The sequence below is a fragment of the Mesorhizobium sp. URHB0026 genome (genome assembly GCF_054059755.1).
This window is the reverse complement of record NZ_JBSSCN010000001.1, coordinates 3,428,402-3,454,418: the sequence shown is the minus strand read 5'-3', so window position 1 is coordinate 3,454,418 and position 26,017 is coordinate 3,428,402. Positions and strand designations below refer to the sequence as shown.

The following is a 26,017-nucleotide window of genomic DNA, read 5'->3' as shown; positions in this document are numbered from 1 at the left end:
CTACTCCGTCGCCGTCAAGCCGAGCGAGGCGGCAAAGGCGGTGAATTTCTTGGCTTCGTCACTATCGGCCCCAAAGACCGCAATGGCGCGGCCCAGCGCATCGCGCGCCTGATCGGCCTTACCCAGCACGACATAGGAACGAACCAGCCGCATCCATCCTTCCGGGTCGCGCGGATTTTGACGAAGTTTGTCGTCCAGGCCGGCGACCATGGTGTTGATCATGGCTTCCCTGTCCTGCTGCGACATGGAGGACGCCGCGTCGACATCGGCGGCATCGGGGCCTTTCGCGGCCGTGCCGGAGGCGACTTCCCGGCCGCCGGATTTGGCCAGCGCCTGTTCGACAGCGCCGCGCCATGGCGAATCCGGCGGCAGCGTACCAAGCATTGCCTGCCAGGCCGCCGCCGCTTCCTTGCCACGGCCCTCCTGCGCCAGTGCCATGGCCAGGTAGAAGCCGGCTTTCGCATTGGCCGGGTCAAGCTTCAAGGCCGCCTCGAAGGCATCCTGGGCATCGGCCGAAACAATGCCGCCCGCCGCACCGGCGATCGCCTCGCCGAGACCGGCCTGACGGACAGCGCTGTCGCCGTCGAGGCGAATGGCGTTGCGGTAGGCCGCCGCGGCGTCGGCAAAGCGCTGCATACGCAGATAGACCGGCGCCAACACGTCCCAGCCCCTGCCGTCGGAAGGATTGGCGGCAAGATGGGCCTCGGCTCGCGCCACCAGCTCATCGACCGAACTGTCGGCGGGGTTCTTGGCCAACCGCTCGCTGAGCGGCTGCGATGGCAGGTCAGGCGAGCCGATCTGACTGTAGAGCCCCCAACTGACCAACGGAACCGCCAGCACCGCAACGGTCGCGACAAGCCGCACGGTGCCCGATGGCCTGCCGGACGTCTTGGCCGCCATGTCCGCGTTGCCCAGGCGAAGGATGCGGCGCGCGATCTCGGCGCGCGCCTCCGCGGCTTCGGCGGGCCCTATCAAGCCACGCGCGGCATCGCGGTCGAGTTCGGACAGTTGATCGCGATACACTTCCAGATCGTGATCGCCGCTCGATGATGCGCCCTCGGAGGCACCGGCCAACGGCAAAAGCACCGCCAGGCTGGCGCCCAGCGTGAGAATTGCGGCTATGACCCAGAACAGCATGGTTCTTCCAATAACGGCAGAGCCCTGCCCTGCCAACACAGGCATCCTGCGACGCTTTGACGGCACGCGCGCCGAATGTCGCGATCGAAATCAACCGGCCGGATCGCAACGGGACCCGGTTGGCTAGGTCAATGGCGTCCAACTGCCGTCGGCATTGCGACAGGCTGTTCCGTGCGCCGTGACGCTGGCGCCGGCCGCGAACACCGTCTGCGTGTATTGGCGGCAATCCTGCGAACCGACGCGGTAAGGCTGGGCTGGGACCACCTCTCCATAGCGCGAGGCCTGATCGCCCTTCCAGGTCACCTTCTGGCCGCTGGTGTTGTATTCCAGCGCCTTGTATTCGGCCTCGAGCGCGCTGCGCTTCTCCGTGTCGCTCAGACCGTTGCCGATCGACCCGCCAATGAGGCCGCCGCCCATGGCGGAAATGATCGACTTGGTGACGACCTTGCCGCCGGCCGGAGGCGTCGAGGCCGGTGTCGCCGCCACGGTCGGGCCCTTGCCGCTGAAGGTGGTGCAGCCCGAGACGGCCAGCAATGCGGAAACAAGCGCGACGCGAATCTTCATGCCAACAACCGGTTTTCTTGAGTTGGAGCCTGCCATGGATGCGCCGGGGGCCGCGTCATCGGAGAAGTAGGCGTGGCGATAGTGTTGATATTTGTCGGAAATTTGGCCGCTGGCGGCTGCTCCGGGGTCAATCGATATGCCGCCACAACATGCGCCTTCCATTGCTGCCGATTGGCTTGGGTAGCATTACTGCAGGCTCCGCAATCGCACCGCCGCCTTCAGTCCGCCCATGCCGGACCGATCGAGCGCCAGGGCGCCTCCATACTCGTTGACGAGATCGGCGACAATGGCAAGGCCCAGGCCTGTCCCAGGCTTGGTCTCATCGAGGCGCCGCCCCCGCTTCAGCGCTTCACGGGCCTTGTCCTCGGGAATACCCGGTCCGTCATCCTCGATGCTGATCTCGAACAGGCTCTCATCCTTGCCGGCCAAGGGCACGACCGAGACCGCGACAGCACTCCTTGCCCATTTCACCGCATTTTCGAGAAGATTGCCAAGCAGTTCCTCGAGGTCCTCGCGTTCGCCGGCAAAGACTATCTCGGTGGCCGGCAGCGACAGCGAAAGGCTGGTCTGCGGGTTCAGCTTCTGCAAAACGCGCACCATGCGCTGCACCAGCGGTGCCACCGGCGTGCGATAGACGACGCTGTCGCGCTGCGCCGCGACGCGGGCACGCTGCAGGTAATGGTCGATCTGTTTTTGCATGGAGGCGGCCTGCTCGGCGATCAACTGTCCCTTGGCGCCGCCAAGCGCCCGGCCCTCGTTGAGCAGAACGGCGAGCGGTGTCTTCAGGGAATGGGCGAGGTTGCCGACCTGGGTCCGAGAGCGCTCCACGATGCGTTTGTTGTTTTCAATCAGCGCGTTGGTTTCGTTGGCTAGCGGTTCGATCTCGGCCGGGAAGCGGCCGTCGAGCTTCTGTGCGGTGCCCTCCCGCACCATGGCAAGCGCGTTCCGGACCCGGCGCAGCGGCTGCAGCCCGAGCAGGATGGCAATGGCGTTGATGGCGATCATGCCGATGCCGAACAGGCTGAGATAGGTCAGCAAGCGGCGTTGGAACGTTCCTATTTCCTGCTCCAACTCGGTCTTGTTGCCCATGACGCGGAAGCGCGCGGCGCGGTTCTTCGCGTCGAGAACGAATTCGCTTTCGAATACCACCAGTTCCTCGCCATTGATGCCTTGCGCGGCATAGCTGCGCTGGAAATTGGCGTTGAACGGAACATCCGCCACGTCCGGCGACGGGATGGTCCGGGTCATCGACGACGAGTGAAGATCGCCGTGAACGCCTTCCGAGGCGGGCTCGACGGACCAGTACCAGCCCGAATTCGGTTCCGAGAAACGGAGATCGCCAAGATCGGGGGAGCCCGTCAACGCGCCGCTGTCGGAGATGCCGATGGAGCCGATCAGGTTGAACAGATGCGCCGACAACAGGCTGTCGAAGCCCCGCTCGCTGGCCTGCCGGTAGAGGGTGGTGATCAGGGTGAAGATAACGACCAGGGTCAGGATCGCCCACACCGTGGAGAAGGCGATGACGCGGAACGTCAGCGAGCGCGGCCACGCGCGCAGCGAGAGCCGTCCGTCCACGGTCGGGTTGGTGGGGAGCGGTTCCGCCTTACGCCTCCGGCTCACGCATGCGGTAGCCCATGCCGCGTACCGTTTCGATCATGTCGATGTCCATCTTCTTGCGCAACCGCCCGACAAAGACCTCGATGGTGTTGGAATCACGGTCGAAGTCCTGGTCGTAGAGATGCTCGACCAGTTCGGTGCGCGAAACGACCTCGCCCATGTGGTGCATCAGATAGGCAAGCAGCCGGAATTCGTGCGACGTCAATTTCAGCGGCACGCCGTTGACATCGGCCTTCGAAGCCTTCGTGTCGAGACGCAGCGGCCCGCAGGTCAGTTCCGACGAGGCGTGGCCGGCCGCGCGGCGGATCAGGGCCCTGACGCGCGCCAGCACCTCCTCGATGTGGAACGGCTTGGTGACGTAGTCGTCGGCGCCCGCGTCGATGCCGGAGACCTTGTCGCTCCAGCGGTCACGAGCGGTCAGGATCAGCACCGGCATTTTGCGGCCGCCGCGACGCCAGCGCTCGACCACGCTGATGCCGTCCATCTGCGGCAGGCCGATGTCGAGCACAACGGCATCGTAAGGCTCTGTGTCGCCGAGGAAATGGCCCTCCTCGCCATCGAAGGCACGATCGACGACATAGCCGGCATCGACCAGCGCATCCGAGATCTGCCGGTTGAGATCCTTGTCATCCTCGACGACGAGTACGCGCATACGGGGACCAATGCCTGTTGATTGAAGATTTCAGGTATAGGCCGATTCCGCCGGCCTGGGAAACGGAGGGAGACCGGTCAGTTCTGTGGAACGACGATTTCGGAGCGGCGCGGACGTTGTCCGTCCTTGCCGGGCACGAGAACGACGATGACGCAGACCGGCTGACCGCCACGCGTCGATGCCGAGGCCTTGGCGAGCGTTCCGCCATTCTGCTGAGCCACCTGCTGACCGATCGCATAGCAGTCGGATGCAGCCAGGACGATCGGGCTGGCCTGATCGGGCTCGATGACCGGTATCGCCATTGCCTGCGACGCAAACAGCCCGGCGGCACTAAGCGCCAGGGTCGCGGTTCGGAAATGGAAGCGAAGCGTTTTCATGACCCGCGTTGTAACGCATCTGTGCTGAACGTGAAATGAACAGTGAACCGCGCTGAAACCATGCTCGCCACCCCCTGCAACGCGAGACAGACACCTTGGATTTCACCGCCCCGCCAGTGAGACCCGCGAAAGCTCAATCTAGACTCCGTTTCGGTGATATTGAAAGTGCGTCACGCGTTTTCCTGCGTCAGCGCACGGAATCGCAGCAGCCCATGGTGGACAAGGAGTTCCTCATCATAGCGCGCCTCGCTGAATTCCAGCGACAGCCGCGTCTGGCCACGCGGGCCTATAACCAACACCGCTCCGGCAAGCCGCGCCTTGATGGCATCCATGATCGCCCGCGTCTCGGCCTCGCCATGCGCCTTCGACCAGACATGCAGCGTGATCAGCTGGTCGTCGTTGTTCTCGGCGCCGGTGTCCCATTCGAAGGCAGACGTCTGGCCTGAAGTCACATAAGGAAAGGCTACGTTGTCGGTTGCCCGCTCGAGCAGTCCGGCGCCGCCCAGCAGCGCCGATAGCGACGCATCGCTTTTCAGTCTCAGAAACAGGGCCTGCTGCAAATCGCCGGGCGCGGTCATCGTCCATTTCCTTAAGCCGTTGCGCCATCGACAATGCTTGTCGTAAAGCCTGCCCATGTTCGCATCCCTTCTCAGATATAGCGGTTCGCCACGCGAAGACGATGGCGATTCGTCATCGGAATTATGAACGCCGATGATCTCGAAAATACGACTTGCCGACAATCTCGTCAGCCGGCGCGGTAGAGCCTGGCAGATTGACCATGAGCTTGCCTCCGATTGTCTGGTCACGCGATCTTGTCCCATATAGGCTGGTCCATGCGACGGAATGTTCCTTGCCGGCTTGGCCGGACAGAAGGCATGTTCCCGGTTTCCGGAGCTGACCATGCTCGATACAGAAAAGGCCAGGGCCGCGTCACGTCTGCTGGTAGGCCATTGGGACAACGGCACCCATCTCAACGCCATACCCGAGGAACAGCGGCCGAAAACACGCACCGAAGGTTACGCCATCCAGTCGCATGTCATGGAGCGTTCGGCGGCCCCGCTTTTCGGCTGGAAGATCGCGGCAACCAGCCTGGCCGGTCAAAGGCATATCAATGTCGACGGCCCGATGGCCGGGCGTCTGCTTGCAGAAAAAGCGGTCGAGATCGGCGGGATCGTCTCGCTCGCGACCAGCAAGATGCGGGTCGCCGAGGTCGAATTCGCGTTCCGTTTCAGCCGCCAGATCCCACCTCGCGCGGCACCTTATGAAATCGCTCAAGTCATGGACGCCGTGGCGACCTTGCATCCGGCGATCGAAATACCGGACTCACGATATGATGATTTCCGCGCTGTCGGCGCGCCGCAGCTGATCGCCGACAATGCCTGCGCCAATCTGTTTGTCATCGGCCAGCCCGCGGAAGGTGATTGGCGCGACGTGAACCTCGCGGAGCACCCCGTGACCGGTCTCGTCTCGGGTAAGTCGCGGCACGATGGAACGGGCGCGGCTGTATTGGGAGACCCGCGTATCGCGCTCACATGGATCGCCAATGAGCTGTCGGGGCTTGGCATAGCGCTCCAGCCGGGACAGGTGGTGATCACCGGAACTTGCGTGACACCGATCAGCGTCGCCGCCGGTGACGAAGTCATTGGCGATTTGGGCAGGTTTGGCAAAGTCTCGGTGCGGTTCGTCTAGAGCGGCTTGCTCCCCCGGTTCAGCCTGACCACGACGCTCCTCACCGCCAGAACCAGCACGGTGATGATGATCAAAATCACGGAAAGTGCGGCGATCGCCGGGTCGATGTTGTCGCGTAGTCCCATCCACATCAGGCGCGGCAGCGTGATGGCGTTGACCGAGGTGATGAACAAGGTGACGCCGATCTCTTCCCAGGACAGCACGAAAGACAGCAGTGCCGCGGTGACGATGCCGAACTTGATGTTGGGCATGATGACGCGCGTGGCGCGCTCCCAGACACTTGCGCCAAGCCCCCGCGCGGCAAGGTCGATGCGTCGGTCTAGCTGGCTAAGCGAGACCAGGATCAGCACCGTCGCGAACGGCACCGTCATCACCGAATGCGCCATCGCAACGCCAAGCCAGGTGTCGTAGCCAAAGAAGGAACTGACGCCCGAGATCGAGGTGAGCAGGAAATACAGCGTGACCGCCGAAACCACCGGCGGCACCACCATCGGCAACAGCACGAAGCCGACCAGGGTCGCGGTGAAGCGCGGCTGGAACATCCAGACGCCGAGGCTGAAGCAGAGCGCCAGCACAGTTGAAATGGCGCTGCTGACGATGCCGATCCGGATCGAAAGCAGGATCGACTGGAGCCAGCGCGGATCCTCGATCAGCGATCGGTAGTGGCGCAACGACAATTCCCCGGTCGGCATAGCCAGCATGCGGCTCGGCGTTAGCGACACGGGAATGACGGCAAGCAGCGGCAACAGCAGGAACAGCGCCACCAGGGCGGCGATAACCAGCGAGACAGGACCGGGGCGATAAGTCGGCATCAGATCAGCTGCTTCGGTCTGACATAACGGAACAAGAGCGCCATCAGCGCGCCGACGAACAATACCAGCACGACGCTGATCGCAGCCCCCCAGCCCCCAGTCCGGGCTCTGGAAGATCCTGAGATAGATCAGTTCGGCGATCATCACGCTGCGCCCGCCACCGAGAATCGCCGGCGTGACGAAGAAACCGAGCGAGAAGACGAACACGATCATCGCGGAGCCGATAATGCCGGAGCGCGTCATCGGCACGAACACCGTCCAGAAGGTGCGCATGCGGCTGGAGCCGAGGCCGCGCGCGGCGAGCAGCACACGGTCGTCAAGGCTGCGCATGGCCGAAGCCAGCGGAAAGACGGCGAAAGGAATGAGGAAATGCGTCATGCCGACAATGACGCCGAATTCGTTGCGCACCAAAGTCAGCGGTTCGGAGATAAAACCGATCGACTGCAGCCAGGTGTTGATCAGGCCGCGATTGGACAGAAGCGCCACCCAGCCGAAGGCGCGTGTCAGCACCGAGATCCAGAACGGCACCAGGATGCAGAATTCGGCCATGAGACGCTGCGCCGGGCTGCCGCGAACCCAGACGAGCGTGATGGCATAGGCGGCGGCGACCGACACAATAGTGACAATCGCGGCGATGCGTAGCGTGCGGATGAACACCGACTGGACCAGATCGTCGGTGAGCAATGCCTGGTACTGGCCAAGCCCGGGCGTCGGCAAGGTGAAACTCCATTTCACCACGCCGAGAAATGGCCAGGCATAGGCAAGGCCGAGAAAAAGGAGCAGCGGCGCCATCAACAGCGCCGCGCCCATCCTGTCGGAGAGAACGCCTCTCATGTCAGATCAGCATCGCCGCCGCTCAGGCGGAGATGATCTTGGTGTATTCGTCGAGCGCCGGCCCATAGTTCTTGGCGTACCAGTCCATGTCGAGCGCGATCTGCTTCTTCATGTTCTCGGGATCGACGGGGTTGATGCGCTTCTTGTCGGCGGGGATCAGCGCGTCAGTCGCCGGATTGGCCGGGCCCTGGCCGAGCTTGTCGAACATGACGAGCTGCTTTTCCGGATCCTGGGCGCTGGCGATGAACTTCATCGCCGCATCCTTGCCGCCTGGGTTGTTCTTGAGCACGGCCAGCGCGCCGGGCGAGATCAGGCCTTGGTCCCAGATGAACTTTATCTTGCCGCCGGAATCCTGCTCGATCAGCGAGGCGCGCGTCGACCAGACGATCGCCATCGAGGCTTCGCCATTGAGCAGCACGCTCTGGCTCTCAGCGCCGCCGCCCCAATAGGCGACGACGTTTTCCTTGAAGGCCGATATCTTGTCATGCGCACGTTTTAGGTCGAGCGGGTAGAGCGAAGCCGGCGCGATGCCGTCGGCCAAAAGGGCCGCTTCCCAGCTCGACACGCCCCATTTGTAGAGCGAACGCTTGCCCGGGAATTTCTTCACATCGAAGAAATCGGCCATGCCGGTCGGTGCATCCTTGCCGTATTTCTCGGAATCGTAGGCGATGACATAGGAGAAGAAATAGGTCGAGGCGGCATAGTCCCAGCCGAAGCCCGGCCGCATCTTCTTCTTGTCGACTATGTTGTAGTCGATCGGCTCGAGCATGCCTTGGGCGCCGAGCGTAATGGCCGAGAACGGGTCGACGTCGACCAGGTCCCAGGTCGGGGCGCCGCTCTTGGATTGCGCGGCGATAGCGCCTTCGGTAGGGCCCGAGCCGTCCATCTTGACGGTGATGCCGGTGTCCTTGGTGAAGGCCTGGCCATAGGCCGCGTCGTAGGCCGTGATGGCATCGCCGCCCCAGTTGACCAGCACAAGTTCCTTCGCTGCGGCAAAGGCGCCGGTCGAGCGCAGCAGCATCGGCGTGCCGGCGAGCACGAGGGCAGCGAGTTGCGTGAATTGACGACGCGAGATCTCGCCGCGCCTCGTCCTTTCGGACAGCGTTTCGATGGCCTGTTTCTTGGTGTCGTTCATGTCAGTTCCCCTTTGTTTTCGTTGATTTTAATTCCGGAAGCCGGTGCGGCGGATCAGGCCGCGCCGGCGCTCATTGTCCTCCGTCCGGAAGGAGGAAACCCTTTTCCGCCGGCCATGTCAGCCACACGGAGTTGCCCTTGCTGAGCGCCGCCGCCGCGACCTCGTTGGGCACCGAGACGGTGACTTTGGCACCCTGGCGCGTGGTGAGGTCGAGCTTGGTCGCCGCCCCCAGGTAGGTCGAGGCGATTGCCGTCGCGGCAATGCCGTTCTCTCCGGCGGCGGCCTCGCGCGCTATCGACATGTGTTCGGGCCGGATCGCCAGGATGGCGTCGCCACGGACCTTCTCAGCCTTGCAGTGCATGCTGACCGCGCGGTCCTCACAGAGGCCGGTCGAGCCGTTGTCGAGGGGCTTAACCCCTTTCAGCGGCAGCATGTTGATCTCGCCGAGGAACTCGGCGACGAAGCGATTGTCCGGCCGGTCGTAGACCTCGTCCGGCGCGCCGACCTGCAGCAGTTTGCCATGATTGAAGATGGCGACGCGCGAAGACAGCGCCAGCGCCTCGCTCTGGTCGTGGGTAACGAAGACGAAGGTGGTGCCAGTCTCCTGGTGCAGGCGCTTCATCTCTGCCTGCATCTGGCCGCGCAGGCTCTTGTCCAGCGCCGAAAACGGCTCGTCGAGCAGGAGCACGCCCGGCTCGAACACTAGCGCCCGGGCCAGCGCGACGCGCTGCTGCTGGCCACCGGAAAGCTGCGAGGGCAATTTCTTCTCGTGGCCCACCAGACCGACGCGCTCGATCATCTCGCCGACACGCTTTTTGATCTCGGCGGCCGATTTCTTGCGGACCTTGAGCGGGAAGGCGATGTTGGCCTCGACGCTCATATGCGGAAAGAGCGCATAGCCCTGGAACACCATGCCGGCGGCACGCTGCTCGGCCGGGCGGCCGGTGATATCGGCGCCGTCGCTGAAAAGCCTGCCCTCGGTCGGCTGCACGAAGCCGGCCAGGATCATCAGGAAGGTGGTCTTGCCGGAGCCGGAGGGCCCAAGCAGCGTCAGGAATTCGCCGCGGCCTATGTCGAGCGTTAGATTGTCCAGCGCACGGAACGAGCCGAAGCTCTTGCCGATCCCGATTGCCTTGATCTCTGCGGCCCGGCCGGGTTGCTGCATCCTGCCTCTATCCTTACCGTTGAGCCAAATCGTAGGCAGGGCCGAAGCTCACCGCAACCAAATAGTTTTCGCCTGATCGGCAAATTTCATTCATCTATGGCGGGCTGGCGCCACCCTGCCTCTCAATAAGGCTGAATGCGGTTCTCGGAGAGAGTCGACCTCAGCCATCCCGCGAACGCTTGCAGGACCGGGTGCGAGGCCTTGGCGTGTTCGGAGACCAGAAAATAGGAGCGCGGCGAATTGATCGCGATGTCGAAAGGCCTGACCAGACGGCCTTCGCTCAGCGCACGGCGGCTGGTCAGTTCGTCACCCATGGCGATCCCCTGCCCGGCAATCGCCGCCGAGAAGACGAGGTTCATGTCGGAAAAGAAGATGCCGCCTTCGGTGTCCGGGTTCTCGACCTTGGACAGCGCCAGCCAGCGTGCCCAATCCTCGGTGTCGTCGAGATGGAGCAGATTGGCGCGCAGCACGTCCGCCGGCCGGGAAAAGCCGCCGACCTTGTTGAGCAGCGTCGGGCTGCAGAGCGGGGTGAACGAGATTTCGCACAACAGCTCGGCCATACGGTTCGGCCAATTGCCCACGCCAAATGCGATGAAGGCGTCTGCCTCGGCATTGCTGACATCGTCGAGCCGCCGGGGCGTCAGGATGCGCAGCGCGACATCGGGGTACATCTGCCGGAACTCGCCGATATGGGTGCACAGGAACAGCGAGGCGAAGCCCGGTGTACAAGAGACGGCGAACGAGCCGCCGACGCCAGTGCCGGCATCGCGCGTCACCGCGTCACCCAGCACGGTCAGCGCCTTGCGCACGTCGCTGGCATAGCGCTGCCCACGCGGGGTGAGCGCCACCCCCTTGCCGATGCGCTCCAGCAGATCGAAGCCGAGATCGCGCTCGAGCAGCCGCAATTGGTGGCTCACCGCGCTGCGGGTCAGGTGCAGTTCGTCGGCGGCGCGCCAGACGCTGCCATGCCTGGCAAAACTGTCGAGCGCGCGTAGCGCCTGTGTCGATGGAATTCTCAAGAGGTGAACCGAATTTGCATGAACCAGGAAAACATATCACTTTTTGGCGAGCCGCTTCACTGCTTTCTTCTAGAGCATGGACAAACCGGTGACGACATCGGCGCAAGAGACCGCGCTTGCCTGCCTCGACGGCATCCAGCCCCTGCTGTCGGCATGGACACGCACCATCTTCGATTTCGGCGAGACCGCCTGGCGCGAGTACCAGTCGGCCGCCTGGTATGTCGATCGGCTCAAGCGCGAGGGATTTTCGGTCGAGGAAGGCTCGGGCGGCATGCCGACCGCCTTTTGCGCCCATTGGACGAACGGTGCCGGACCGACGGTGGGCATGTATGCCGAATATGATGCCGTGCCCGGCAATTGCCAGGACGCCGTGACTGTGAGGCAGCCGCGACCTGGCCTTGGCGCCGAGGCCGGCGGCCATACCGACCCGCATTCGGGGCTCGGCATAGCAAGTCTCGGCGGCCTGCTCGCCACCAAAGCCGCCATGCAGCGCCACGACATTCAAGGCACGCTGCGCTTTACCGGCGAGCCGGCTGAGAAAGTGCGCGGTTCGAAGCCGATCCATGCGGCAAAAGGCTACTATGACGGCCTTGCCGGCATGATCTCCTTCCATCCCTTCTACATGCTGCCGCTCTGCAATACCGCGCGCTGGGACACGCATTGCGGCGCGGCCTACGCGATGATCTATCGATTCGTCTGCGACGAACCCGAAAATTGGGTTCGCGCAAGCGACGGCGCACCGATCCCGCAGGCGCATTCGGCCGTCAGGGCACCGGGCGCCAACGACGCACTGATGACCATGTACATGGCCTCCAAGGCGTTGCGCGATTCCATGCTGCCGCACCAGGGCGGCTGGTCGATCAGCGAGGCGATCCTGACGGCCGGCCAGGCCACGGCCGACAATCTGCCGGCGGGACTGGCGGAGATCCAGTACATGATCCGCGTGCCCACCATCGGCATGGCCGAGCAGGTAACGGCGGTGCTCGACCGCAATGCCGCGGCCGCGGCCGCGATCAGCGGCTGCCGCTACGAGCGGCACTGGGTGTCGAAGTCGCGGCCTGGGCTCGCGAACCACGCCATGGCCGGGATTGCCTATGAAGCCCTGTCGACTGTCGGGCCGCCACGCTGGGACCAAGTCGCCAGAACGATCGCGCGGGAAATCCAGGTCAATGCCGGCGGCACTGCTACCGAAAACCCCTTTATCGAGGAGCTTGAGCGGCTGATTTCGCCACAAGAGGCCGAGGCAGTCCTGCGCCGCGACCTGCCGCCCTCTCAGGTGAACTCGACCTCCGACGACTACACCGACATGAGCTGGCACGCGCCGACCGCCCGCTTCTATGTCGCCCGCCCAGCGCTCCGGTCCGCGAATGGCAGCGCATATCCCTCTTGGGTGATGAATGCGCTGGGTGGCATTCCCGCGACGATCGACCCGATGGTCATCTGCGCCGCCAAGACGGTCGCGCTGACGGCGCTGCGCCTGCTCGAGGACCAGACCGTCCGCGACGCGGCAAAGGACGAGTTCACCACCCGTACCGGCGGTGGCGTCGGCGGCTCCAACTGGATCGCGCCACTCTGCGACTACGACCCGCCCATCAACTTCCGCTGGCCGGAATATGTCACCACCGCGCGCGGCCGCGACTGGTGGATCCCAAACAACGCATGACCTGAGCAACCCTTTAGAACGAGCCCACGAGGAGAACCCGCATGACCGTCCATGACCGCATCATCGCCGAGCCGTTTTCGCTTCAACGTCGCAACCCGGCCGGCGGCACCAAGCCGCTGACCGTCTGGGGCTTCGCCAACGAAACCGATGTGTTGACCGACGTGCTGCTCGGATCGCCGAATTTCCTGCGCCACCTGTCGACCAGCTCGCTGTCGCGCAAGCACCTGCGCGAAGCCCCCTGCAACGTCCAGATCGCGCAGGCGCAGCACAAGGATCTTGTCGCGGCCTACGAGCATTTCGGCGTCAACATCCACTGGCACGAGCCGACGCCGGAATTGCCGATGCAGGTCTATTCCCGCGATTCCAGCGTCATGACGCCTTATGGCGCGATCATCACCGCCATGGCCAACTGGTGGCGGCGCGGCGAGAACTACGCCGCCATCCGCACCTATGAAAAGCTCGGCATCCCGATCTATGACATGGTGACGGCCGGCACTTTCGAGGGCGGCGACTTCAATGTCATCGAGGACGGCGTGGTGCTGATCGGCTGCGGCGGCGCCCGCACGCAGGAGGAAGGCGCCCGCCAGGTGCAGGCCTGGTTCGAGAAGGAAGGCTGGGAGACACGCATTGCCTTCATCGACGAATATTACGTCCATATCGACCTGATGGTGGTGCCGATCGCCGAAAAGCTCACCGCCGTCTGCCTCGCCTGCACCGAGCCCGGCATCGTCGACTGGCTGAAGGGCAAGGGTCACGAGATCATCGACGTTCCCTTCCAGGACACGATGGCGCTCGGCTGCAACTTCATGTCGCTGGGCAAGGACCGGGTGATCGCGCCGACGTCCAGCAAGACGCTGATCGAAAAACTCAAGGCGCGCGGCTTCGAGGTCGCGGCAGTCGACATGAGCGAAATCTCCAAGACCGGCGGCGGTATCCATTGCATGGCACAGGCGCTGAAACGTGAGGCGGCATAGAGGACCGCCGCTCTCACGAGCATTGGAGAGGCGCGCGGCGGCGGCCCTGGATTGGTCTTTGACCTTATCCGACGACGCGCTGTCCGTTTTTCGCAGGATGGACAACGACCGGGATCGGTTTTACGAGTCAGCGCTACCAGCGGAGATGTTCGCGCACCCCAATGAACAAGATCGATACCCATAACAGCAAGCACGGCGACGAGCGCTCGACCGCGACCAGCCTCTTGCGGCTCGGCACACGCTTGAAACTCTCCCGGCAGACGCACGGCCTGACCCTGAAGGCGCTGGCTGCCGCCGCCAACTGCTCCGAGAGCCTGCTTTCCAAGGTCGAAAACGGCAAGGTCTCGCCCTCACTGCCCATGCTTCACCGGCTGGTCGAGGTGCTCGGCACCAATATCGGCTGGATGTTCGAGGAGTCCGACGGCGAGGAAGGCATCGTCTTTCGGGCCGGGTCGCGACCGCTGATCGCTCTCGATCCGCTGCGGCGCGGCGAAGGCATTTCGCTCGAGCGCGTCATTCCCTATTCGCCCGGGCATCTCCTGCAGTGCAATATCCACCATATCGAAGCAGGCGGTGAAAGTGCCGGCCCCATCCAGCATGCCGGCGAGGAAGTCGGCTATCTCCTGGAGGGCGCGATCGAACTGATGGTCGGCGAAAAGACGTTTCGCCTGACGGCCGGAGATTCCTTCGTTTTCAACTCCGAACTGCCGCACTGGTATCGCAATGTCGGCGATGAACGCGCCAGCATTTTCTGGGTCAACACGCCGGCGACATTCTGATCCCCATTTCTTTCGTTCAAGCTGCTAATTCAAGTGACTTGACAAGAAATCAAGTATCTTGAATTATCCCTTTGCGCTCAGTGCCAAGTGAGCCCGATCAAGGGCCTTTTTGCAACATCAAGGGGAACCGAAATGCGTCTTACCAAGATTCTTTCAGGCTGCGCCGCAGCCATCGCCATGACCCTCGCCCTCGGCTCTGCTTCCGCCATGGCCGAGACCTATGCGCTCGTCACCATCAACCAGCAGGCCCTGTTCTTCAACCAGATCAATGACGGCGCTACGGCCGCGGCAAAGGCCGCCGGCGTCGACCTCGTCATTTTCAACGCCAACAATGTGCCGAGCGCGCAGAACGACGCGATCGAGAACTACATCACCCAGAAGGTCGACGGCATTATCCTCGTCGCCATCGATGTCAACGGCGTGAAGCCGGCGATCACAGCGGCAAAAGCCGCCGGCATTCCGGTCATCGCCATCGACGCGCAGATCCCGAACGGCGACAACGTCGCCTTCGTCGGCGTCGACAACACCAAGGCCGGCGAAGATATCGGGAAATTCTATGCCGACTACGTCAAGACCAAGCTGAACGGCACCGCCAAGATCGGCGTCGTCGGCGCGCTCAATTCGTTCATCCAGAACCAGCGCCTCGACGGCTTCAAGAAGGCCGTCACCGATAGCGGCCAGAAAGTCACCTTCCTAGATACGGTCGATGGCCAGAACGTACAGGACGTGGCGCTGTCAGCCTCCGAGAACCTAATGACGGCCAATGCCGACATGACGACCCTTTATGCGACTGGCGAGCCGGCCTTGCTCGGCGCGGTTTCCGCCGTAACCAGCCAGGGCCGTACAGGCGACGTAAAGGTATTCGGCTGGGATCTGACCAAGTCGGCGGTACAGGGTCTAGAAGAGGGCTGGGTCATCGCCGTCGTCCAGCAGGATCCGGCCGGCGAAGGCAAGGCTGCCATCGAGGCCTTCGGCAAGCTCAAGAAGGGCGAGAAGATCGATCCGATCATCAATGTTCCGGTCACCATCGTGACCAAGGAAAATGTCAGCCAGTTCAAGGGCATGTTCAAGTAGTATCCCAAGACCGCCGGGCCGCGCATCGACCTGACGGTTGCTTGCGCAGCCCGGCGACCGATTGAACATGTCGCGCTTTAAGAACTGGAACCATGATGAGCGATGGCGAGACCTACCGCGTCAGGATGACCGGTATTTCCAAACGATACGGCCCCATCCAGACGCTGGACGATGTTTCGCTGCAGCTGAAGCCCGGCGAGGTGCTCGGCCTGGTCGGCGACAATGGCGCGGGCAAATCGACCCTAAGCAAAGTCCTGTCCGGCGCCGTCATTCCGGATTCCGGGTCCATCGAGATCGACGGCAAAGCTGTCTCTTTCTCGTCGCCGGCGGATGCCCGCGCCTCACGGGTGGAGATGGTCTACCAGGACCTTTCGCTCTGCGACACCGTGGATGTGGCGGGCAATCTCTTTCTCGGCCGCGAACCGCGCCGCCACGTCCTCGGCGTCCCGTTTCTCGACAACAGGCGCATGCATGACCAAACGCGCACCATGCTCGACCGGCTCGGCATCGTCATCGCGGACACAAGGCTCAAGGTCGAGAACCTCTCCGGTGGGCAGCGCCAGTCGATCGCCATCGGCCGCGCCGCCTCCTTCGATCCGTCGGTGCTGATCATGGACGAACCGACCGCGGCTCTTGCCGTGGCGGAAGTCGAAGCGGTGCTGGAGCTTATCCGCACGGTCAGCGCTCGCGGCGTCAGTGTCATCCTGATTACCCATCGGCTTCAGGATTTGTTCCTGGTCTGCGACCGTATCCAGGTCATGTATGAGGGCCGCAACGTCGCCGAACGAAAAATCGGCGACACCAGCATCGAGGAGGTCGTCAACCTGATCGTCGGCCGGAAATTCAACGCGCGTTCGGCGCGCGCCAGCCGTGATGAGGCGGTACAGCCATGAACGCCACCTCCCCGTCGGCCGATATTGCGGCCCCGTCGTCCAAACGCGTCCGCAAGAACGGCTGGAAGGATATCGCGCTGGCCAATGGCAGTGTCGTCTCCATCGCGCTGTTCTTCATCGTAGTGTGCGTGGTGTTTTCGATGATCACCGGCACCTTCCTGACGACGCCCAATCTGCTCAACATCGTCCGCCAGTCGGCCCCGCTGTTGATCGTCGCGGCAGCCATGACCTTTGTTATCACCACCGGCGGCATCGATCTGTCGGTCGGCTCCGTGCTGGCGCTCGCGGCGACGCTGTCAGCCGTCCTGCTGCACGCTGGCCTGCCGTGGCCGCTCGTCGTCGTCGCCATGCTGGCGCTGGGCGCGGCGATCGGCGCCTTGCAGGGCTTCTTCATCGCCTATGAGCGCATTCCGGCCTTCATCGTCACTCTGGCCGGTCTTTCCGTCATCCGCGGCGTGGCGCTGCTGATCACGGGTGGCTATTCGATCCCGGTCGAGCCGACGAGCTTTTTCGTCAGCATCGGCCGGGCGTGGTTCCTCGGAGTGCCGGTGCCGGCGCTGCTCGCCCTTGTCGTGCTGATTGTCGCCTACCTCGCCTTCAACCAGACGCCGTTCGGCCGCTATGTGACCGGTATCGGAGCCAACACAGAGGCGGTGCGCCGCGCCGGTGTCGACACGCGCGTCATTACGCTGTTCGTCTATGTACTGTCGGGCATGGCGGCAGCGTCGGCCGGCATCATTCTCGCGGCCCGGCTCGGTTCGGGCTCATCGAACTCCGGCCAGGGCTTCGAACTCGACGTCATCGCCGCCGTGGTGCTTGGCGGCACCAGCCTGTTCGGCGGGCGCGGCACGATCATCGGCACCGTACTCGGGGCACTGACCGTCGCGGTCATCGGCAACGGCCTAATCCTGGCGCATATGTCGCCGTTCCTCACCCCGATCGTCACCGGTACGATCATCCTCATTGCCATTTGGCTGAATTTCCGCCTGTTCAAGGGCGCGGTGCGGAGCCGCTGACATGGATCACCTTTTCGACGACAAGCCGAGGGAACGGGCGCCGATCGGGGTCCATTCCGGCACGGTGATGACCGTTACCGGCCCGGTCGCGATCGCCGATATGGGCGTGACGCTGATGCATGAGCATATCCTGCTCGACGGCGCTACATCCTGGAAATGCCCCTGCCATCCCGACGAGAAGAAGATCGCCGAGCAGCCGGTCAGCATGGAGATCATCGGCGAACTGCGGATGAACCCCTACATGAACCGCGACAACGTCTCGCTCGACGACAGCGACCTGGCCCTGTCGGAACTGGCGAAATACCGTGCGCTCGGCGGCCACACCGTGGTCGATGCCACCAATATCGGCATTGGCCGCGATGCGGTGAAGCTGGCGCGCATCGCCCGCTCTTCCGGCTTGCGTATTGTCATGGGAACAGGCTTCTACCTGCAGCACACCCACCCCGATTGGCTGAAGGCGATGGACGTCGACGACGTCACCGAATTTCTGGTCAACGATGTCGGCGGCGCGAAGACGCAGCCCGAAATCATGGCCGGCATCATCGGCGAGGTCGGCGTCAGCAAGGATTTTACCGACGAGGAGCGCAAGTCGCTGCGGGCTTCGGCGCGCGCGGCCAGGATCACCGGCGTGCCGCTGACGATCCATCTGCCCGGCTGGGAGCGGCTAGCGCATGACGTGCTCGATATCATCGAGGCGGAAGGCGCGAATCTCCGGCATACGGTGCTTTGCCATATGAACCCGAGCCACAACGATCTCGCCTACCAGAAAAGCCTGGCCGCGCGTGGTGCCTTCCTGGAATACGATATGATCGGCATGGATTTCTATTATGCCGACCAGAACGCGCAATCGCCGTCCGACGAGCAGAATGCGCAGGCGATCCGCTCGCTGATCGACATGGGGCTGGTCGACCGTATCCTGCTGTCACAGGACGTTTTCCTGAAGATCATGCTGACCCGCTTCGGCGGCTTCGGCTACGGTTTCATCCTCAAGCATTTTGTGCCGAGGCTGAAACGCCATGGCGTCGAGCAGACGGAGATCGACCGCATGCTCATCGACAATCCAAAGACCGTGTTCGCCGCGAGCCTCTGAGCCACGGCCCTAAGCAATAAAGGAGTATGCATGTCCAGGAAGAAGGTTCTTCTCGCAGGCGAGTCCTGGGTTTCGACCGCGACCCACATCAAGGGCTTCGATCAGTTTCCAACCGTGACCTATCACACAGGCGCCGACGAATTGTTGGCCGCATTGAAGGACGGTCCATTCGACGTCACCTTCATGCCAGCGCATGAGGCGCAGCGGAATTTTCCCCAGACCATGGAGACGCTTTCGGCCTACGACGCGGTCGTGCTTTCCGATATTGGCGCCAACACGCTTCTGCTTCATCCCGACACCTGGGTCCACTCCAAGCCGACGCCGAACCGGCTGCGCCTGCTACGTGACTATGTCGGCAATGGCGGCGGACTCTTGATGTTCGGCGGCTATTACAGCTTCCAGGGTATCAATGGCGGCGCGCGCTATCACAAGACCCCTGTGGAGGATGTTCTGCCGGTCACCTGCCTACCGGTGGACGACCGCATCGAGGTTCCGGAGGGCTATGCGCCGGTCGTTGTCGGCCCGCAGAGCCATCCGATCCTCCAAGGTCTGGGCAAGGATTGGCCGATCCTGCTCGGCTTCAATGAGGTCACGGTCAAAGACGATGCTGAAGTTCTGGCCACCGTTTCTTCCGACTACCGTTCGCTGCCGCTGCTGGTGACCGGCAAATTCGGCAAGGGCCGTACGTTGGCCTGGACGTCGGATGTCGGCCCGCACTGGCTGCCGCCGGGCTTCATCGCCTGGAACGGCTACAAGACGCTGTTCGAACAGATGCTCGGCTGGGCGACATCCAGGGATTAGGCTATGCACCTCCATATCGTCGGCAATGTCTGCGTCGACACGACGTTTCGGTTGGACCGGTTTCCGCAGCCTGGCGAAACGTTGAACGCTGCCGAACACGCTGACGGACTTGGCGGCAAGGGAGCGAACCAAGCGGTGGCCACCGCCCGCACCGGTGCCGATGTCCGCTTCCATGCGGCGATCGGCAACGATGCCGCCGGAGCATGGATAAGAGAACAACTCAGCCGAGAGCTCGACGTCAGCCATCTGACGATGCTGCCACTGCCCAGCGACAGATCGACTGTCATGGTCGATGGGCGTGGCGAGAACCTCATCGTTACCGGCGCCAGTTGCGCAAAGGCTTTCGATCCGCTGGCAAATAGCGATCTCCTGCAATCGATCGAACGCGGTGACATCGTGGTGATGCAAGGCAATTTGGATCCGGATGTAACGGTCGCTTGCCTGCGGACCACGCGCGCCGCGGGAGCCATGACGATCTTCAATCCAAGCCCACTGGCGGCCGGTCATCCACCGGATTTGTGTAACGTCGGCCTGGTCATCGCCAACGCCGGCGAGGCAGCAGTTTTGACCGAAGCCGCGGAGCCTGCCGAGGCGGCCCGCGTTTTGATCCAACAAGGGGCTGGTGCTGCGATCGTGACCCTTGGCGCGCAGGGCTGCATGGTGGCCTACGGTAGCGGACAAATCCAACGGATCGCGGCGCCCAAAGTGGCCGTGATAGACACCAGCGGCGCCGGCGACGTCTTTTGCGGCTGCCTCGCCGGTTGTCTTGCGGCAGGCATCGACCTCGCCAAAGCGGCGCGGATCGCGGTACGCGCCGCGGCCATCTCGGTCGGACGCGCCGGCACTCTCCAATCCTGCCCCGACAGGCGGGAGATGAAAACGCTCATGGAAACGACGGAAGCGGAAACCGCATGATAAAATCCCCCAAAGCCATCGGATCCAAACAAGTCACGGACGACGCGCTGCGGTCGATCTTCGGCAGGAGCAAGGTGGTGATCGGCGTCGTTCACCTCGCCCCCCTGCCGGGCGCGCCGCGCTACGATGGCGAGGCGGTGGAGGCCATCTACCAGCGCGGCCTGGACGACGCCAAAGCTTATCTCGATGGCGGCTGCGATGGCGTGATTGTTGAAAACCACGGCGACGTGCCGTTTGCCAAACCGGATGACATCGGGCCGGAAACTTCCGCCTATATGTCCGTCGTGTCCGACCGTATTCGCGGGGAATTGGGCCGGCCGATTGGCATCAACGTGCTCGCCAATGCTTCCATTCCAGCGCTGTCGATCGCCAGCGCCTCGGGCGCGGCCTTCGTGCGCGTCAATCAATGGGCCAACGCCTATGTCGCCAATGAGGGGTTCATCGAAGGCGAAGCGGCGCGCGCCATGCGCTTTCGCGCCAAGCTTCGGGCCAATGGCATCCGCATCTTCGCCGATGCCCATGTCAAGCATGGCGCCCATGCCATCGTTGGCGACCGGCCGGTCGAGGAACAGGTCAAGGATCTGGTGTTCTTCGATGCCGATGCTGTGATCGCCACCGGCCAGCGCACCGGCCACGCCGCTGACCTCGGCTATATCAGGATGATCAAGGAAGCGGCCGGATTGCCGACGCTGGTTGGCAGCGGAGTCACGCCTGAAAATGCCAACGACATCCTCGACATCGTCGATGGCGTCATCGTCGCCAGTTCCCTGAAATATGACGGAGTCTGGTGGAATGAGGTCGATCCGCAACGGGTGAAAGCCTTCATAGGCGGCCTCAAGCGGTGACTTTGGTGCCGGAGATCAATGGCGAGCGGCTGCTCGAACGGCTCGACGCCTTCGCCCGCATCGGCGCGACACCGGCCGGAGGTGTCAACCGGCAGGCGTTCAGCATTGAGGATCGCAGCGCCCGGCGCCTGCTTGCGCAACTGGCACTGATGCGCGGCTTCACGATATTTCAGGACGGCATCGCGAACCTCTTCATCCGCCGCGAAGGTTCGGATGCCGCGCTGCCGCCCCTCATGATCGGCAGCCATCTCGACAGCCAGCCGACCGGCGGGCGCTTCGACGGCGCGCTCGGCACGCTTTGCGCCTTCGAGGTGCTTGAAGCGTTGGAGGACGCGATGATTGAAGCCAGGCGGCCGATCGAGGTGGTCGCATGGGCCAATGAAGAAGGCAGCCGCTTCGCGCCGGGCGTCATGGGCTCCATGGCCTTCACCGGTACCGATACGGCTGCATGGAAATCGATCGTCGGTGTCGACGGAGCGTCCCTCGCAACGGAACTCGAAGCGACGATCGCGGCCTTGCCGGAAGCGAGGCTGCGCCCGACCGGCATGCCTGTATCCGGCTATATCGAATTGCACATCGAACAGGGGCCGTCGCTCGAAAAAGAGCTGACGCCGATCGGTGTCGTCACCGCCGTTCAGGGCACGCGCTGGCTGGAAGTTTGCATCGAGGGCAGTGCCGGTCACGCCGGCACGACTGGCCTTTCCTATCGCAGAGACCCCATGGTCGCCGCGATTGCCGCGATACACAGGCTGCAGACGACGATCATGCCGCTCGACGCGAGCGCACGACTGACGGTCGGCCGGATATCGGCACAGCCGGGATCGATCAATGCCATACCGCAGTCCGTGACCTTCACAGTGGATCTGCGGCATCCACAGCTGGAGCGGCTCGATGCTATCGAGGCTGAGGTGCGCGCGGTCTGCGCCGCGGAGGTGGACGGCCAGCATTGCTCCGCAACGATCAGGCGGTCGTTCGACATGCCGGGTGCAGCGTTCTGTCCCGATATGATCAAAATCATAGAGGATGCCGCCGAGTCCCTGGAATTAACCTACAAACGGATGATATCGGGCGCGTTCCACGACGCGTTGTTCATCGCCCGTGTGGCGCCTACGGCGATGATCTTCGTGCCGTGCCGTGACGGGCTGAGCCACAATGAGGCGGAATATGTGGAGCCGGCGGACGCGATCATCGGCGCACGGGTCCTGCTGCAGGCAACAATCGCAGCCGCCTCGCGCCCCACCCGGACAAGGTGATCTCGGCGACCTGAAACCGGCCAGGCGCATTGTTTTAGAAGTCGCGGCGGCCTCCCCTGCCCCTTCGCATCAACAAACCGTGCCCCTGTGTCCTCGCCGCCCTTGTGAGTGTCCGTAAATGGATGAATAGTCGGACAGGGTGCCGCCCTGAAATTGCCCGCTTGCGGTTTTCAGGTCGCGCCAGAACCGAGCCGGGTTTTTGAATGGTCAGCCCTGAACCACGCAGAAGAAGAGGTCCGATCGCCGCCTGGTTGCTGGCGCTGGACGCGTGGCTCGATTCCTCGCTCTATGAAATCGGGTTCAAGGCGCGCCAGTTCTGGGAGGCCGCGACGATCTTCTCGCGGCGCTTCCGTCTCAAGGGCTGGCGCCGCGGCTTCATCGAACTTTTGAGCGAAGGTTTTACACTCGGCGCCGGCGGCATGGTGGTGATGCTGGCGCTGGCAATACCCGCTTTCCAGGATACCACCGGCGACTGGCGCGCCCAGGGCGACTTCGCCGTCACCTTCCTGGACCGCTATGGCAACGAGATCGGCCAGCGCGGCATCATCCAGCGCGATTCCGTGCCGGTCGACGAGATGCCGGACCATGTCATCAAGGCGGTGCTCGCCACCGAGGACCGCCGGTTTTTCGACCATTACGGTATCGACGTGCTCGGCCTGTCGCGCGCGATCTTCGAGAACGTGCGGGCGAATTCGGTCGTCCAGGGTGGCTCGAGCATCACCCAGCAGCTGGCCAAGAACCTGTTCCTGACCAATGAGCGCACGTTCGAGCGCAAGATCAAGGAGGCGTTCCTGTCGCTGTGGCTGGAGGCCAATCTGTCGAAGAAGGAAATCCTGCAGCTCTATCTCGACCGCGCCTATATGGGCGGTGGCACGTTCGGCATAGAGGCGGCGGCGGACTTCTATTTCGGCAAGAGCGTCAAGGACCTGAACCTTGCCGAGGCGGCGATGCTGGCCGGCCTGTTCAAGGCCCCGACCAAATACGCGCCGCATATCAACCTGCCGGCGGCGCGCGCGCGCGCCAACGTAGTGCTGTCCAACCTCGTCGATTCCGGCTTCATGACCGAAGGCCAGGTGCTGCAGGCCAGACTGCACCCGGCCGACGTCGTCGACCGCGGCGAACAGAAGAGCCCCGACTACTACCTCGATTGGGCCTTCGACGAGGTCAAGAAGATCGCCAAGCCCGGCCAGCACTCGCTGGTTGCCCACACCACCTTCGACGCCAACATCCAGAAGGCGGCGGAGGAGTCCGTCGAGTTCCACCTGCGCCAGTTCGGCAAGGAGTACAACGTCACCGAAGGGGCCGTGGTGGTCATCGAGACCAATGGCGCGGTGCGGGCCATCGTCGGCGGCCGCGATTACGGCGCCAGCCAGTTCAACCGCGCCACCAAGGCACTGCGCCAGACCGGCTCGTCGTTCAAGCCCTATGTCTATGCCACGGCGATGGAACACGGCTTCACGCCGAACTCGATCATTTCTGGCGGGCCGATCAGCTGGGGCAACTGGTCGCCGCACAATTACAGCGGCGAGTCGGCGGGCAACATCACGCTGATCATGGCGATGGCCAAGTCGATCAACACCGTGCCTGTGCGGCTGGCCAAGGACCATCTCGGCATCGCGCCGATCAAGGCATTGGCGGAATCGTTTGGGGTGGAATCGCCGCTCGAAGGGCACAAGACGATGGTGCTCGGCACCTCGGGCATGACGGTGATGGACCAAGCGACGGGCTACAGCGTGTTCGCTCAGAACGGCTTCGTCGGTTCCCGGCACGGCATCACCCAGCTCGTAACCCGCACCGGCGACGTGGTGTATGACTGGACCAAGGACGCGCCGCCGCCGCATCGCGTCCTGTCCGAGCAGGCCCTGAAGTCGATGAACACCATGCTGGCGGCCGTGCCGGTGATGGGCACGGCGCGGCGGGCGCAAATTCCCAACATCGTCGTTGCCGGCAAGACCGGCACCACGCAATCCTACCGCGATGCCTGGTTCGTCGGCTTCACCGGCAACTACACGGCGGCCGTGTGGCTGGGCAATGACGATTTCACCCCGACCAAGAACATGACCGGGGGCTCGCTGCCGGCGATGGTGTGGCAGCGGTTGATGGTCTACGCGCACCAGAACATCGACCTGAAGCCGATCCCGGGGATCGACAAGCCCTTCGTCGACGAGGAGGTCGCGGCCAAGGCCGCCGAGGCACAGAAGAAGAGCGAGGAGCAGGCAGCGGCCGATGCCGCCGCCGAGCGGCCGCCGGTGCTGTCCAGTCGGACCACACAGACGTTGCGGGACATGAGCCAGATGTTCCAGGCGGCCCCCAAACTCGACGCCCCCGCTCCACCCGAAACGTTGTCGGCGCTGTGATATCCGCCCGCTGAGACAAGACCGACAGGCAAATCCATCACGCCTGCTTGCCACAAGGCCCCGCACCGCGATATCCCCGAACGGCAATTCCGCGCGCACCTGGCCCTTCATGCTCAAGAACGCCTTCCTGATGCTGATTTCGCTTGCCATAGCCATTGGCGGGGGCGGCGCCAGCGTCTGGTATGCGCTGAAGATCCAGGACGGTGTCGGCGCGATCAGGATCGGCCAGTGGACTGCCTTCCCCGACATCGGCACACCGGCCGCGGACCCCTATTCCAAGGCCCGCGTGGCCCGTGAGGGCGTGCTGGCGCTCGGTCGCGCCGAGGGCCTGTCCTTCGTGGCTGAAAAGGATGCCGCCGGCGACCAGCTCAAGCGGGAATGCGCCTACAGGATCGAGGGCGGGTTTCCGACAGCGCGGTTCTGGACGCTTTATGCCGCCGATCAATCGCTCGGCGTCGTCGAGACCGGCAAATCGCGGCTTGCGGCTCTTCAGTCCTACGAGGTGCTGCGCCAACCGGACAATTCCGTGATTATTTCCGTAGGCCATCAACCCATGCCGGGCAACTGGCTGCTGACCGACAGTTCTGGACGGATGTATTTCGTCCTGACCCTCTACGACACGCCGATCGCCAGCAGCACCGGCCTGTCAGACGTTTCGCTGCCCAGGATCGTCAAGGCGGGCTGCGATGCGTAGATTGCGTTCCGCGTTGCGCAGGCTTCTGCACGCCATCCTGCTCGGCCTCGTCGGCGCCGGCATCGTCCACATTGTCGTCCTGCTTCTGGTGCCGGAATTTTCGGAACGCGACGCCTGGTCGCGTCTCTCCATGGCTTCGGATCTCTACAAGATGAACCGGCTCGATGCCGAAGCGGGCGGCGCACCGGTGGTGAAATCGGTCGACCCGCTGTTCTACGCAACGGCCTGCCGCTTCGACCTCGAGGAAGGAATGGTCCGGATCAAGGCGCCGGGAGACGTCCCGTTCTGGTCGGTGTCGGTCTATGACCGCAGCGGTCACAACATCTATTCCTTCAACGACCACACGGCGGCGGGCGGCAAGCTGGATGCCGTCGTGCTGACGCCGGCGCAGATGATCGACGTGCGCAAGGACCTGCCCGAGGATCTTCAGGGAGCGATCTTCGTCGAGGCGCCCGTCGATGAAGGCATCTTCGTCATCCGCAGCTTCGTACCCGACGAGAGCTGGAAGCCGATCGTGTCGCGCTTTCTCGATCAGAGTTCCTGCGAGTTGCAGGATTTCTAAGCCGCGATCCTCGATCGCGGATCCGGAGCAGAGGGCCTGACGGACCGCACCATGGCTTCAGCAAAGCTCAGTGGGGGCTGCTCAGTGATGGGGGACTGGC

At 63.3% G+C, this 26,017-nt stretch carries 25 protein-coding genes and 1 pseudogene; 15 read left to right on the top strand and 11 right to left on the bottom strand.

What is annotated here, in order from left to right; all coding sequences use genetic code 11:
* The 6 genes from ccmI to ACVWWD_RS16785 all read right to left on the bottom strand — a co-directional run bounded on the left by ccmI (position 1) and on the right by ACVWWD_RS16785 (position 4,925).
* Positions 1–1,137 carry a c-type cytochrome biogenesis protein CcmI gene (gene ccmI / locus ACVWWD_RS16810; RefSeq protein WP_352548166.1) on the bottom strand — a complete coding sequence of 379 codons (1,137 nt, stop codon included), beginning with the start codon at positions 1,135–1,137 and terminating at the stop codon, positions 1–3.
* 123 nt (positions 1,138–1,260) lie between these two features.
* Positions 1,261–1,701: a hypothetical protein gene (locus ACVWWD_RS16805; protein WP_352548165.1), complete on the bottom strand. Its 441-nt coding sequence runs from the start codon at positions 1,699–1,701 to the stop codon at positions 1,261–1,263.
* 186 nt (positions 1,702–1,887) lie between these two features.
* Positions 1,888–3,321: an ATP-binding protein gene (locus ACVWWD_RS16800; protein WP_023771586.1), complete on the bottom strand. Its 1,434-nt coding sequence runs from the start codon at positions 3,319–3,321 to the stop codon at positions 1,888–1,890.
* A complete protein-coding gene (locus ACVWWD_RS16795) occupies positions 3,305–3,970 on the bottom strand; it encodes a response regulator transcription factor (RefSeq protein WP_352548162.1) in 666 nt (221 codons plus the stop codon). The genes ACVWWD_RS16800 and ACVWWD_RS16795 overlap by 17 nt, the downstream gene beginning before the upstream one ends.
* A 77-nt stretch (positions 3,971–4,047) precedes the next feature.
* A complete protein-coding gene (locus ACVWWD_RS16790) occupies positions 4,048–4,347 on the bottom strand; it encodes a hypothetical protein (RefSeq protein WP_023771585.1) in 300 nt (99 codons plus the stop codon).
* Positions 4,348–4,517: 170 nt separating this feature from the next.
* The gene (locus ACVWWD_RS16785; RefSeq protein WP_023784313.1) at positions 4,518–4,925 is read right to left on the bottom strand and encodes a DUF3168 domain-containing protein; all 408 of its coding nucleotides are present in this window, start codon (positions 4,923–4,925) and stop codon (positions 4,518–4,520) included.
* Between the two features lie 322 nt (positions 4,926–5,247).
* Here ACVWWD_RS16785 and ACVWWD_RS16780 point away from each other — a divergent pair, with 322 nt between their 5' ends.
* The gene (locus ACVWWD_RS16780; RefSeq protein ID WP_352548160.1) at positions 5,248–6,036 is read left to right on the top strand and encodes a 2-keto-4-pentenoate hydratase; all 789 of its coding nucleotides are present in this window, start codon (positions 5,248–5,250) and stop codon (positions 6,034–6,036) included.
* On the opposite strand, the gene ACVWWD_RS16775 is transcribed toward ACVWWD_RS16780, so the two are convergent.
* The 5 genes and pseudogenes from ACVWWD_RS16775 to ACVWWD_RS16755 form a co-directional block, all read right to left on the bottom strand.
* A complete protein-coding gene (locus ACVWWD_RS16775; protein ID WP_352548159.1) occupies positions 6,033–6,848 on the bottom strand; it encodes an ABC transporter permease in 816 nt (271 codons plus the stop codon). The genes ACVWWD_RS16780 and ACVWWD_RS16775 overlap by 4 nt on opposite strands.
* Positions 6,848–7,682, bottom strand: a pseudogene (locus ACVWWD_RS16770) (ABC transporter permease). Before ACVWWD_RS16770 ends, ACVWWD_RS16775 begins: the two are co-directional and overlap by 1 nt.
* Before the next feature lie 22 nt (positions 7,683–7,704).
* Positions 7,705–8,817 carry an ABC transporter substrate-binding protein gene (locus ACVWWD_RS16765; protein WP_023771581.1) on the bottom strand — a complete coding sequence of 371 codons (1,113 nt, stop codon included), beginning with the start codon at positions 8,815–8,817 and terminating at the stop codon, positions 7,705–7,707.
* Positions 8,818–8,887: 70 nt separating this feature from the next.
* Positions 8,888–9,982: an ABC transporter ATP-binding protein gene (locus tag ACVWWD_RS16760; protein WP_023784308.1), complete on the bottom strand. Its 1,095-nt coding sequence runs from the start codon at positions 9,980–9,982 to the stop codon at positions 8,888–8,890.
* A gap of 122 nt (positions 9,983–10,104) precedes the next feature.
* A complete protein-coding gene (locus ACVWWD_RS16755) occupies positions 10,105–11,001 on the bottom strand; it encodes a LysR substrate-binding domain-containing protein (RefSeq protein ID WP_352548156.1) in 897 nt (298 codons plus the stop codon).
* 76 nt (positions 11,002–11,077) lie between these two features.
* Here ACVWWD_RS16755 and ACVWWD_RS16750 point away from each other — a divergent pair, with 76 nt between their 5' ends.
* From ACVWWD_RS16750 to ACVWWD_RS16685, 14 genes are all read left to right on the top strand, one after another.
* Positions 11,078–12,664 carry a zinc-binding metallopeptidase family protein gene (locus ACVWWD_RS16750; protein ID WP_352548154.1) on the top strand — a complete coding sequence of 529 codons (1,587 nt, stop codon included), beginning with the start codon at positions 11,078–11,080 and terminating at the stop codon, positions 12,662–12,664.
* A gap of 41 nt (positions 12,665–12,705) precedes the next feature.
* Entirely contained in the window at positions 12,706–13,638 is a 933-nt protein-coding gene (locus ACVWWD_RS16745) for a dimethylarginine dimethylaminohydrolase family protein (RefSeq protein WP_015318637.1), read from the top strand.
* 161 nt (positions 13,639–13,799) lie between these two features.
* Complete coding sequence (locus tag ACVWWD_RS16740) at positions 13,800–14,417, top strand: cupin domain-containing protein (RefSeq protein ID WP_023771577.1); 618 nt, start codon at positions 13,800–13,802, stop codon at positions 14,415–14,417.
* Between the two features lie 132 nt (positions 14,418–14,549).
* Complete coding sequence (locus ACVWWD_RS16735) at positions 14,550–15,491, top strand: ABC transporter substrate-binding protein (protein WP_023771576.1); 942 nt, start codon at positions 14,550–14,552, stop codon at positions 15,489–15,491.
* Between the two features lie 92 nt (positions 15,492–15,583).
* On the top strand, positions 15,584–16,384 hold the full coding sequence (locus ACVWWD_RS16730) for an ATP-binding cassette domain-containing protein (RefSeq protein WP_435053045.1): 801 nt from the start codon (positions 15,584–15,586) through the stop codon (positions 16,382–16,384).
* A complete protein-coding gene (locus ACVWWD_RS16725; protein WP_352548151.1) occupies positions 16,381–17,400 on the top strand; it encodes an ABC transporter permease in 1,020 nt (339 codons plus the stop codon). Before ACVWWD_RS16730 ends, ACVWWD_RS16725 begins: the two co-directional genes overlap by 4 nt.
* Before the next feature lies 1 nt (position 17,401).
* Positions 17,402–18,490, top strand: coding sequence for a phosphotriesterase family protein (locus tag ACVWWD_RS16720; RefSeq protein ID WP_352548149.1), 1,089 nt, complete (start codon positions 17,402–17,404; stop codon positions 18,488–18,490).
* Between the two features lie 30 nt (positions 18,491–18,520).
* Positions 18,521–19,291 (top strand): glutamine amidotransferase, encoded by a 771-nt coding sequence (locus ACVWWD_RS16715; protein WP_023771572.1) that lies wholly within the window; start codon positions 18,521–18,523, stop codon positions 19,289–19,291.
* A 3-nt stretch (positions 19,292–19,294) separates the two neighbouring features.
* Positions 19,295–20,206 (top strand): ribokinase, encoded by a 912-nt coding sequence (locus ACVWWD_RS16710; RefSeq protein ID WP_352548147.1) that lies wholly within the window; start codon positions 19,295–19,297, stop codon positions 20,204–20,206.
* Complete coding sequence (locus ACVWWD_RS16705; protein ID WP_023771570.1) at positions 20,203–21,051, top strand: BtpA/SgcQ family protein; 849 nt, start codon at positions 20,203–20,205, stop codon at positions 21,049–21,051. Before ACVWWD_RS16710 ends, ACVWWD_RS16705 begins: the two co-directional genes overlap by 4 nt.
* Entirely contained in the window at positions 21,048–22,304 is a 1,257-nt protein-coding gene (locus tag ACVWWD_RS16700) for a Zn-dependent hydrolase (protein WP_457103206.1), read from the top strand. Before ACVWWD_RS16705 ends, ACVWWD_RS16700 begins: the two co-directional genes overlap by 4 nt.
* Positions 22,305–22,507: 203 nt before the next feature.
* The gene (locus tag ACVWWD_RS16695) at positions 22,508–24,661 is read left to right on the top strand and encodes a transglycosylase domain-containing protein (RefSeq protein WP_352548142.1); all 2,154 of its coding nucleotides are present in this window, start codon (positions 22,508–22,510) and stop codon (positions 24,659–24,661) included.
* Between the two features lie 109 nt (positions 24,662–24,770).
* A complete protein-coding gene (locus ACVWWD_RS16690) occupies positions 24,771–25,355 on the top strand; it encodes a DUF1214 domain-containing protein (protein ID WP_457103205.1) in 585 nt (194 codons plus the stop codon).
* Positions 25,348–25,917: a DUF1254 domain-containing protein gene (locus ACVWWD_RS16685; protein ID WP_352548139.1), complete on the top strand. Its 570-nt coding sequence runs from the start codon at positions 25,348–25,350 to the stop codon at positions 25,915–25,917. Before ACVWWD_RS16690 ends, ACVWWD_RS16685 begins: the two co-directional genes overlap by 8 nt.
* Positions 25,918–26,017: the final 100 nt, after the last annotated feature.

Coding starts and splice junctions, on each gene's coding strand:
- ccmI (WP_352548166.1), bottom strand. CDS start 1,137: ATGCTGTTCTGGGTCATAGCCGCAATTCTCACGCTGGGCGCCAGCCTG.
- ACVWWD_RS16805 (WP_352548165.1), bottom strand. CDS start 1,701: ATGAAGATTCGCGTCGCGCTTGTTTCCGCATTGCTGGCCGTCTCGGGC.
- ACVWWD_RS16795 (WP_352548162.1), bottom strand. CDS start 3,970: ATGCGCGTACTCGTCGTCGAGGATGACAAGGATCTCAACCGGCAGATC.
- ACVWWD_RS16790 (WP_023771585.1), bottom strand. CDS start 4,347: ATGAAAACGCTTCGCTTCCATTTCCGAACCGCGACCCTGGCGCTTAGT.
- ACVWWD_RS16785 (WP_023784313.1), bottom strand. CDS start 4,925: ATGACCGCGCCCGGCGATTTGCAGCAGGCCCTGTTTCTGAGACTGAAA.
- ACVWWD_RS16780 (WP_352548160.1), top strand. CDS start 5,248: ATGCTCGATACAGAAAAGGCCAGGGCCGCGTCACGTCTGCTGGTAGGC.
- ACVWWD_RS16775 (WP_352548159.1), bottom strand. CDS start 6,848: ATGCCGACTTATCGCCCCGGTCCTGTCTCGCTGGTTATCGCCGCCCTG.
- ACVWWD_RS16765 (WP_023771581.1), bottom strand. CDS start 8,817: ATGAACGACACCAAGAAACAGGCCATCGAAACGCTGTCCGAAAGGACG.
- ACVWWD_RS16760 (WP_023784308.1), bottom strand. CDS start 9,982: ATGCAGCAACCCGGCCGGGCCGCAGAGATCAAGGCAATCGGGATCGGC.
- ACVWWD_RS16750 (WP_352548154.1), top strand. CDS start 11,078: ATGGACAAACCGGTGACGACATCGGCGCAAGAGACCGCGCTTGCCTGC.
- ACVWWD_RS16745 (WP_015318637.1), top strand. CDS start 12,706: ATGACCGTCCATGACCGCATCATCGCCGAGCCGTTTTCGCTTCAACGT.
- ACVWWD_RS16740 (WP_023771577.1), top strand. CDS start 13,800: ATGAACAAGATCGATACCCATAACAGCAAGCACGGCGACGAGCGCTCG.
- ACVWWD_RS16735 (WP_023771576.1), top strand. CDS start 14,550: ATGCGTCTTACCAAGATTCTTTCAGGCTGCGCCGCAGCCATCGCCATG.
- ACVWWD_RS16730 (WP_435053045.1), top strand. CDS start 15,584: ATGATGAGCGATGGCGAGACCTACCGCGTCAGGATGACCGGTATTTCC.
- ACVWWD_RS16725 (WP_352548151.1), top strand. CDS start 16,381: ATGAACGCCACCTCCCCGTCGGCCGATATTGCGGCCCCGTCGTCCAAA.
- ACVWWD_RS16720 (WP_352548149.1), top strand. CDS start 17,402: ATGGATCACCTTTTCGACGACAAGCCGAGGGAACGGGCGCCGATCGGG.
- ACVWWD_RS16715 (WP_023771572.1), top strand. CDS start 18,521: ATGTCCAGGAAGAAGGTTCTTCTCGCAGGCGAGTCCTGGGTTTCGACC.
- ACVWWD_RS16710 (WP_352548147.1), top strand. CDS start 19,295: ATGCACCTCCATATCGTCGGCAATGTCTGCGTCGACACGACGTTTCGG.
- ACVWWD_RS16705 (WP_023771570.1), top strand. CDS start 20,203: ATGATAAAATCCCCCAAAGCCATCGGATCCAAACAAGTCACGGACGAC.
- ACVWWD_RS16695 (WP_352548142.1), top strand. CDS start 22,508: ATGGTCAGCCCTGAACCACGCAGAAGAAGAGGTCCGATCGCCGCCTGG.
- ACVWWD_RS16690 (WP_457103205.1), top strand. CDS start 24,771: ATGCTCAAGAACGCCTTCCTGATGCTGATTTCGCTTGCCATAGCCATT.
- ACVWWD_RS16685 (WP_352548139.1), top strand. CDS start 25,348: ATGCGTAGATTGCGTTCCGCGTTGCGCAGGCTTCTGCACGCCATCCTG.